This window comes from Robertmurraya sp. (genome assembly GCF_036676585.1).
Lineage (GTDB): Bacteria > Bacillota > Bacilli > Bacillales > Cytobacillaceae > Robertmurraya_A.
In genome coordinates, this window is sequence record NZ_JAKFCQ010000089.1 from 1 (window position 1) to 9,757 (window position 9,757).

At 37.8% G+C, this 9,757-nt stretch carries 6 protein-coding genes; all 6 read left to right on the top strand.

Translation table 11 applies throughout. The features are described from left to right. Positions 1-433, top strand: a 433-nt coding sequence (locus ACGLXV_RS12695) for a Wadjet anti-phage system protein JetD domain-containing protein (protein ID WP_391558903.1), incomplete at its 5' end; no start/stop codon positions are given. Further along, on the top strand, positions 424-1,938 hold the full coding sequence (locus ACGLXV_RS12700; RefSeq protein ID WP_391558904.1) for a hypothetical protein: 1,515 nt from the start codon (positions 424-426) through the stop codon (positions 1,936-1,938). The genes ACGLXV_RS12695 and ACGLXV_RS12700, both read left to right, overlap by 10 nt. After that, the gene (locus ACGLXV_RS12705; RefSeq protein ID WP_391558905.1) at positions 1,935-2,681 is read left to right on the top strand and encodes a DUF6063 family protein; all 747 of its coding nucleotides are present in this window, start codon (positions 1,935-1,937) and stop codon (positions 2,679-2,681) included. Before ACGLXV_RS12700 ends, ACGLXV_RS12705 begins: the two co-directional genes overlap by 4 nt. After that, positions 2,659-7,122, top strand: a complete 4,464-nt coding sequence (locus ACGLXV_RS12710; protein WP_391558906.1) for a hypothetical protein — start codon at positions 2,659-2,661, stop codon at positions 7,120-7,122. The genes ACGLXV_RS12705 and ACGLXV_RS12710 overlap by 23 nt, the downstream gene beginning before the upstream one ends. Positions 7,123-7,517: 395 nt before the next feature. Continuing rightward, positions 7,518-8,603, top strand: a complete 1,086-nt coding sequence (bglB, locus tag ACGLXV_RS12715) for a beta-galactosidase BglB (RefSeq protein WP_391558907.1) — start codon at positions 7,518-7,520, stop codon at positions 8,601-8,603. A gap of 37 nt (positions 8,604-8,640) precedes the next feature. Then, positions 8,641-9,477, top strand: coding sequence for a sugar phosphate isomerase/epimerase family protein (locus ACGLXV_RS12720; protein ID WP_391558908.1), 837 nt, complete (start codon positions 8,641-8,643; stop codon positions 9,475-9,477). The last annotated feature ends 280 nt before the right edge of the window (positions 9,478-9,757 follow it).

Here is a 9,757-nt window from a genome sequence, read left to right on the forward strand (position 1 = left end):
TTTCTTTCATACTTCCATTAAATTATTGGAAGCCAATGTACTGGATTATGAACCTGAACTAATTATTTATGGGGAAGGGACAAAAATTGAACGTAGTTTTTCCTTTTTCTTTCGAATGTTTCCGCCCAAATCCTATTTGATCTATTACGCAGGAGATCTAGATGCCTCAGGATATGGAATCTTGGTTCGGCTTATTGAAAAGTATCCAGAATACTGTATTCAGCCTGCCTTAAAAATTTATCGGAAAATGCTTGAATGTAAAGAACAAAGAAATGACCAAAAATCTGGTCAGACACAAAATGCGAAATACCGAGATTCGTTTTTTCAATGGTTCACCGAGGAAGAAAAAGCAGTATTACTAGAATTATGGCAGGAAAATAAGCGGATACCGCAAGAAGTGTTAACAATCGAAACATGGAGGAGATGGATGTGAACGAATCATGGGAAGGCTTCGCCCAACGAATGCAACGATTAAATCCCCTGTTTGAGCTTGGGAGGGGAATGGAAGTGGGGGATTTGAAGCCTCACATCCAAACCATTCTCATGCAAGTGCTCCTCACCATCTTTTATAGAGAACTAAATGATGATGATTCAAGAAGCAAATCAGATATTAAGTATATGGTCGAAGATTCTATTAAACAGATGAGACTTTTAGCAGACGATAAACAAATTGAACGAATCACGAGTGGGCTTTTATATCAAGGGAAAGAAGAGTATAGTAGACCGTTTGAAGCCTTATATTACGATGAAATAAGACAATCCTGGGAAACGCAAACTTTCCGATATGTCACGATGGATGAATTATATACGAATCTCGAGATAGGCGGCTCGATTGTCTATAAACTAACAGATGTTGCTCAAGAAATGATTTTTATGAGTAGAGAAATGGCTGAGGAATTCTCCATAACGATTGAACAACTCTATAGTATGCAGTTGATTAAAAACGGTAATTTTAGAAAAGCTACTCGAAACCTCGATCACCTCATTTCACGAGTAAACCGCTTAATGGCAAATGAATTCACCTTCCAAAAGGAAATGATCAACAATCCCAAAATTTTATTGGTTGAAGAGGAAAGGCAAAGAGCAGACAATCGTGTGGAAATAGAAAAGCAATTTGAAGAGGAAAAAAATCACTTCCGTACGATTACTAGTATGATAGAAAAAACGAAACGTAGAAATGAAGCAGATGATTATATTCAAAGGGAATTGATTCTTCTCCAAGAGAAAATAGGTCATACAAGGCAATTGCATGATCGTTTTGCAAAGCTCGTTATTCAAAATATATCGTATGAGCTGAAGTTAAAAGCAGAAAATCCTTCATTGTTCTGGGAAAAGAGCATGGTATCTTTTCGAGAGCATGTGTATGAAAATTGGTTATTTAAAGAAGGCGTTCAGGATTTTAGGGCCATAGAAAACGTCCTCTCTCCCATATTTTCACCGAGGAATGAGTTTATTTTGCCTCTTGATTGGATTTGGGGAGAACAAGAATTCGATGAGCAACAACTAACAGATGTTGAAGTGATAGAAGAAGCAGAAGAAAACGTAACCCGTCCACGAGTAACGAACTGGAATTCTGTTATTAAGGCGTGGAGTTATGTTTTTCAATTTTTACAAACGAACAGAGAGTTTTCATTATCCGATCTCGCAACCATGCCTTTGGAAGTGCAAGATTTGTGGTTCGAGGAATCTGAAACGATTGATTTATGGATGATGTTTGATAAAAAGCCGTTAAAGGTTCAAGTGTTGCACCGGAAGGAAGAAACACTGAGCGATGAGAGAGAAATTCTTCTGCATAAATTAATGAAAGAATATCCACAATTTCAAGTGTTTGAAGGGTTGAAGATCTTTACCATGTTTGATCCTCGAGCGGAGCCTTTTGTATGGTATCAAACAAAAATCACCCCTTTTAAAATATGCATAGAGGAGGAGAAACGATGAATGCTGAAACGATCAAAAAAGCGTCAGCTGTTTATTTTACTTTATTAAAAGATAAAGTCATCGACGAAAATAGTGAACACTTCCAAACTTTCTTTGATCCGGAAGTAAGACAGACAGTTTTATTATTAGCAGACGAATCAGGTACGTATATCATTGAATCACCCAAACGTATCCATTTAGTCGTTCAGCCAACTGGATCGGTATTTGCGACAAATTTCACACATATGAAAGAGAAGCATCGCCAAATCGAAACAAAAAAACATTTTCACCTGATCAGCGTTATCATCATGTCTTTCTTAGCCTCCATAGACCGCAACCAAGCGGCAAAAATCCGAACGAAACGAGAAGGCATTAGCTACTATGCCTTGGAACGGTATGTTAATGACTTGATGATGAATTGGGAGAAGATTCTTAAAGCGAAACCTAATTTCGGGGAAGAAGAACGACTGGATATGAAGGAAATGGTGACCACCTGGAAATACATGGAGGTCGACACCGAGGATTATGGGTTGAAAAAAGGCAATAGAAGAACGAGAATCGGATTAATTGCCAGCGCTATGCGGTTATTAGAGACGGAAGGGCTAATCGTTATTCTTGATCGGGATGATATTCCAAAGGTAATTCCAAAACAAGAGCTTTTTGAGAGAATTGAATACTTGTATCACGATTATGACCGATACGAAATATTAAAGAAATTAATGACAACAGAGGAGAATGAGCATGCCGAAAATCCATCGAATTAGAATTGTTGGCCTGAAGTATGATGGCATGCAAAAGCAATATAAAGATACGACCTTTAACTTCCATAATGAAGAAACGTCAACCAATGGTCTCATCGCTATGATGAATGGGGGCGGAAAAGGTGTGTTCCTGCAAACGGTCTTCCAAATTCTCAAACCTGGAACGTCTTGGGGAAAACAAAACAATCGTTATTATCAACAATTTTTCTTTAATAATAAAGAGCAGTTTATTCCTTATACCTTTCATGTTCTCATTCAATGGGAATTAGACGGTGCCGATCGCAGACATCTAATCACGGGAGGAATGTTCTCTGCAGAACAGAGGATTTCGATGAGTGAAGAAGGTGGAAATGAAAGCAAATCATTAGAACAGGAAGCAAAGATTCTCCCTAATATTACATTTTACACGAGAGAATTTGAACGCAAAGAAGAGGCCGCCGTCGAGCATATTCCACTGTATGAAAATGATGAGGTTGCTGACAGTGAAAGCTTGAAGGATTACTTGAAATGGAATGGATATGACGTTTATAAAGATATGAAGAAGCACTATCGCATCCTTGATACATACGGAATTAACCGTAAAGATTGGGACATTATGAAGGATATCAACAAGGATGAAGGTGGAGTAGGCAAATACTTTGAGGGAGCCGAAGATGATCATTCCCTTTTCCAAAAACGAATTATTCCTACCGTTAGTCAAGTCTTACATCGAACGGAACACCAAAAGAATGATCTAGTTGAGATTTTTAAGAGTCAGGCCAGTATTGCAAAGGATCTGCCTGTTCTTTTAAAAAGAGAGCAAGCGCATAAAGAATTTTTAGAAGATATTGTTCCCTTTGAAGAGCATTTAGCTAAAGGGGTAGAACATAAAGAAATTGTTCAGGAAAGTATAAAAGTAGGAAGACAACTGCTTGGTGCGTTAGAACATTTGAAGCAATCAGAAACGGAAATGTTGGTTACTTTAGAAAAGGACATAGAGAAATTAACAATCAAGCAAGAAGACCTACGCTATCAAAAAGATAATTTGGAGTATGCAAAAGCTCATCGAGAGGTAATGGAGTGGGATAAGAAATTAGTAGAAGAAAGAAAAAAGCACGCTTCCACTCAAGAAATAGTGAAAGAGAAACAGGAACGAAAAGAACAACTCGTCTTTCAGTTATTATTGAAAGAGTGGAGTGAAAACGAACAAACGATTCGCTCTCTGTCACAGCAAATTGCCATATTAGAACAAAATAGTGGCTTAGAGCAAGTGAATCAAAGAATGGATGAAATCAAAAAAGAAGTAGCAGAACAATGGGAGCATTCCTATCTAACCATACAAGAAGGTGTTAGGCAGTACTTGGGCTATCAAAAGTTCTTAAAGAAAAAAGAAACGGAGCTCACGCAACAGGATAAGCAGAAGACAAAAGAAATAGCTCAAATTAGTACAGAAATGGATTTTCTATATACGCAAATACATGCCTTCGAATCAAAAGATGCAGCACTCATCAAAGAATTTGGTGACCGCTTAACCTATGACTTAAAGGGCTTGATCGAATCTTTCTCTAAACAAATTGAGGACAAAAAGGCTACCTTAGAAGAGATACAAGCAAAAGATAAAGAATCTAGTGAAAAGCAAAATTCACTAGCCTCTTCCCATGGTACGCTTGTCCAATCCATTCAGTTTTCAGAAGAAAAGTGTGCGGAATTAAAGATAGCAAATGACGAACAAGAGCAAAGAGAATCAAAATTATTAGATAAACTTCATGGTTTATTGGATGATGTCACTGCACCGTTTACTCACTCTCTTTTATCAAAGTATGCGTTACAGATAGAAGAACTTCTGGCAGGTAACAAACAACAAGGAGAACAAATTAAAAAAGAACTTTGGGAAACGCAGCTCGATCATTCTTTAAATGATGAGGGTTTCTGGATTGCAAATAAAGATGTGAAAGAATTAAAAGAATGGATCGACGAGAAGACAGGTATTGATGTGTTTTATGGTACTCAGTTTCTTCAATCATTACGTGCAGAAGATATGGCGAACTATTGCTTAATGTATCCGCTCCTTCCATACGGTTTAGTCGTAAGTCAGCATCAATGGCAAAAAATTAATCAGCAGGTTCTATCAGGAAGAATGTTTAAAAGTCCGGTTCCGATTTTTATGCGTGAGGAAATGAACAGCGACAATCACCAACCATCCTTTGTCATCATTAACGGAACCGAGAAAGAGCTGTTATCGGATAAAAATCAATTCACCCACTGGAAAATTAGTATTGCTAAACAAATAGAAGAAAAGAAAGATACACTTATTGAGATTGAAAAAACAGAAAACTCTTTGCGTCGTATGTTAAAAGAAATCGATCGATTTCTATCAGGTCAGTTATCAAGTGATATTGAAAAAAACCTAAATCAGGAACAGAACGCTCTTCTTGCTAAGAAAGCAAATTTACAGGAAATCACCATACAGCAAGAAAAGGAAAAGGAATTACAGCTTCAGTTAAAAGAGCAATTGGAACATACAAAACGAAAAATAGAAAAGCTTACAAAAGATGTGGAAACATTAGAGGAATTTGAAAAAGAAAAAACCCTTCATCAAGAAAATAAACGGGTGAAAGAAGAAAAAGAGAAACAAAAAGAAGCCTTGGTCCTAAAACAGCAAGTATTAGGAAAAGAGCACCAACAGATCGTGGAGCTACAAACTAAGTGGAATCATACGTATGTAGAATGGAAGCTGACAACCGAACAGAATGTCAAGGAGATTGCCTTCTTTATTGAAGGAGCGGCTTTTCCTCCTGATGAAAAAGTAGACCAAAGTGAAGAAGTTCCGCGCCTATCCACTCATTTATTAGAAGAGATAAATGGGAGAATAGAAGAGTTGAAACAGCTTCAAAAATCAAAAGAAGAACAAGCTAGAGAATTACTCGTTATTCAAGCAAAGAAAGAAACCGAACAAAAGCAGCAAAGAAAATTAGAGAAAAAACTCAAAGCAGCAAATGAGGAATGGGAGAAAGCCTCTGAACCTGATGAACCGATAAGCATATTAGAAAATATGCTGCAAACGGCACAGAAGGAAGCGAAGGCTGCGGAAAAGGAAGAACGTGAACAAGGAACGGCTGTAACGGTAGCAGAAACGTCCTTGCAGCATGCGACCGAACAACGCGAAAAGACAGGCAAAAAGATAGCAAAGCATGAAAAACAGCCTGAAGAATGGGCAGACCTTGACTTAAATGTGAAGGAAGTAGAAATAAAAGACCAAACGAAGATAACGAAGGATGCAGTAAAGAAGACGGAAAAACGTCAGAAAGAAACAGAAACAAATATTGCAAGTTATGAAGGTGACTTGTTAACTCTATCAGTGATCTTAAAGGAAGAGGCAGCAGCATTTACCGATCATGAGCTAGAAAAAATTAAGACTCAAGGGAAAGCGTGCATCTTATCCTGGTGTGAACAACATCAAGAGATTCTAGAAGAAGGACAAGAAAAGCATGCGAAAATTGATCAATCCTTGCGTAACCTAAAGCTTGCAATTGAAGGGAAAGATTGGGAAATTCGTTTTAAGAATGAAGTTTTAACTACATTAGACCATATGGATACAAGGCATTACTCGCATATTCAAAGCATTGTGAAAAATATGAAGCGGTTCTCACAAAGTGGCTTAGAACAATTAGAACGTGACAAAGAGAGGGCAGAAAAGGCTCAAAACTTCTGGGCTAGTCGAGCTAGTATGAAAGTAATGAGTATTTCAGAAGCCATTCGTTCCATGATTGCGAAAATGAAGCTGAAAAATGAACGAGGATCTTTCCCTCTCGTCCAATTAAAAGAAGACATCTTGCCTAAAAAGGCGGAAGATATCGAACCGCTCCTGAAGCAGCACTTTGTATCGGCCATAAATAAAATTACGAAGCAATTTGATATGATTGATGATCATAATCGATTATTAGATCAGGAAATTAAACAGCTTATTAGTGACGAGCAAATTTTGTTTGTATCACTAAGAAATCGATATCCTGAGCTACTTGTCTATAATATGAGAACGGATAATGCCTTTATGTATGGGAAACCGCAAAGAGAGCATTACTCTACTTGGCAGACCATTAATCAAGGTTCTAAGACAAAATCGGATGGCAGTGGTGGACAAAAGTTATCAGCCCGTATGGTTATGATGATGATGTTATTATCAGTTAAAAGCGAAACCGATCAAAGCTGGGTTCCTTTAGTCTGTGATAATCCGTTCGGACAAGCTGCATCCACACATGTACTTGACCCGATCTTTGCAGTTGCCGATAAGTTAAAATTCCAATTCATCGTCGTCACACCGCCCGAACTGGTGAAAACAGAAATCAGCCAACGATTTGATTCCTACTATAAATTGGACTTCATTCGTGAAAAAGGTAAAGAAATTGTTTCCGACACCATCGTTCCAGCATTTCGGATATTTCAAGGAGAAGAAGTTGTTCAATAGGTTTTAAAGGATTATTTAGTTTTTGACATAATTCATTGATCTTTGATTTAATAATTAAATATTATACTAGTTGATTGGAGCGGAAGGTGCTTGACTCCTGGGGGATTAGCTTTACAGGCGAGACCCCGCAGGAGCTAGCGACGATGAGGCTCAGGCGTTTAGCCCCCCGGAAAGCAAGCGCCTGGAGCGGAAATCAACCTTTTTTAACCCACCTTATATACGAAGGTGGTTTTTTTTGTATTTATAACATTTGAAAACACTGTTTTTTGTTATAAAAAAACTGAATTTTAAATTTTATCCACTAAATCGTACCCATATAATAGAGTTGAATCTTTATACCATGTATTCTTATAGACATTTCCCTTAAACAACTATATATGAAGGAGGTAATCAACATGCAAAGACATGAAATTGAACAGAAAATAGAGCTGCTAATTGATAACCTGATTAACCTAAATGATCCAGACGGGAAATATGCGATTCCACTTGCAGATGGAAGAAAAATCGATAACAAGAGTTTTAATTATTGGGAATGGACAGCAGGGGTTGGCTTATATGGCATGATGAAATATTATAAATTAACGAAAAAAGAAGAGATTTTATCAATGATCATCAAATGGTTTGACGATCAGTTCAAAGAGCCTCCAGTGGAGAAAAATGTTAACACGATGGTACAAATGTTAACGCTTGCATATTTATATGAAGAAACAGGTAATCCCACATACCTTCCTTATTTAGAAACATGGGGGGACTGGTTATATCATGATATGCCAAGAACAAAGGGTGGGGGAATTCAGCACGTAGTTTTCGGTTCCGAGAACTATCAGCAATTATGGGATGACACGCTAATGATGAGTGTTTTGCCACTAACGAAGATCGGCTTATTGCTTAACAAGCCCGAATATGTGGAAGAGGCAAAAAAACAATTTTTAATACATATCAAATATTTGTCTGATAAAAAGACAGGTTTATGGTTCCATGGCTGGACGTTTGAAGGGAATCACAATTTTGCTGAAGCGTTATGGGGACGTGGAAATTCATGGGTGACGATTGCCATTCCGGAATTTCTAGATTTAGTTGATTTAGATGAGACAGACGCCGTTCGTCAAGTATTAACTGATACGCTGGAGCAACAATTGGACGCTCTTGAGTTATGCCAAAATGAAAATGGTTTATGGCACACCTTGTTGCTAGATCCAAGTTCCTATGTGGAAGCCTCCTGTACCGCTGGTTTTGCGTTTGGAACGCTAAGATCTGTTCGTAAACGCTATGTTCCGAAAAGGTATTTGAATATGGGATTAAAGGCTATTTCAGCCGTCATTGAAAATATAAATGAAAATGGAGAATTAGAAAACGTTTCAGCTGGAACTGCAATGGGAGATACACAAGAGTTTTATAAACAAATTCCAGTAACTGCCATGCCGTATGGACAATCAATGGCCATTCTTTCATTAGTAGAATACTTATATCATAGAATCTAAGAGAATAAGGGTTATTTATTAAGGTGAGGTGAACGAAATGAATATTGGCATTAGAGCTCATGATATTGAAAATCGTCCGCTAAAAGAGTTAGTGAAAGAAATAGCTGGAAAGGGGCTCACATCCGTACAGTTAGCCCTGAGTAAATCATTCGATAGTATTAATACAGAATTAGGTAGTTTAAGTCCTGGTTTAGCCAGATATATAGGGAATGAGTTTTCGAAACAACATATACAAATTGCTGTATTAGGTTGCTATTTTAATATGATCCATCCTGACCTTGTAGAGAGGAGAAAAGGTATCGAACGATTTAAAGAGCATATCCGCTTTGCAAGGGATTTTGGATGCAGTATTGTTGCGACCGAAACGGGTAATGTAAACGCAGACATCATCTATACAGAGGATAATTTCAAAGAAGAACCGTTTTTAGAAGTAGTTGAAAGTGTTCGTGAACTCGTTCAAGAAGCTGAAAAATTTGGTGTGATCGTTGGTATTGAAGCAGGAGTGAACCATCCTGTCTATTCGCCAAAAGTAATGAAGAGATTGTTAGATATCATTCCTTCGAATAATCTTCAAGTCATTCTTGATCCAGTAAATCTGTTTACCATTGATACGTATGAGAATCAGGAGGAGATTTTTCAGGAAGCAATGGAGTTATTCGGTGATCGGGTAGTCGTTCTACATGCAAAGGATTTTAATATCCAAAATAACCAACTAACAACCACTGCAGTGGGTAAGGGATTATTAAACTATGATTTCATATTAAAACAGATTAAAGAGAAGAAACCATATATGAATATTTTATTAGAGGAAACGAAGGAGCCTTATATTAATGAAAGTGTGGCTTTTTTAAAGGAAAGATATGAATTGTTTTAGTATTTTGAAAAGCGGGTCTGATTCGGACAGGGAAGTTCATGCGAGTAGGTTTTGAGTCCAAAAGCGGGTCTGATTCGGACAGGAAAGTTCATGCGAGTAGGTTTTGAGTCCGAAAGCGGGTCTGATTCGGACAGGAAAGTTCATGCGAGTAGGTTTGGAGTCCGAAAGCGGGTCTGATTCGGACAGGAAAGTTCATGCGAGTAGGTTTTGAGTCCGAAAGCGGGTCTGATTCGGACAGGAAAGTTCATGCGAGTAGGTTTTGAGTCCGAAAGCGGGTTTG

Bases quoted from the DNA above. Each gene is read 5' to 3' on its own strand.
- ACGLXV_RS12705 (WP_391558905.1), top strand. From the start codon at position 1,935: ATGAATGCTGAAACGATCAAAAAAGCGTCAGCTGTTTATTTTACTTTA.
- ACGLXV_RS12700 (WP_391558904.1), top strand. From the start codon at position 424: ATGGATGTGAACGAATCATGGGAAGGCTTCGCCCAACGAATGCAACGA.
- ACGLXV_RS12710 (WP_391558906.1), top strand. From the start codon at position 2,659: ATGCCGAAAATCCATCGAATTAGAATTGTTGGCCTGAAGTATGATGGC.
- ACGLXV_RS12720 (WP_391558908.1), top strand. From the start codon at position 8,641: ATGAATATTGGCATTAGAGCTCATGATATTGAAAATCGTCCGCTAAAA.
- bglB (WP_391558907.1), top strand. From the start codon at position 7,518: ATGCAAAGACATGAAATTGAACAGAAAATAGAGCTGCTAATTGATAAC.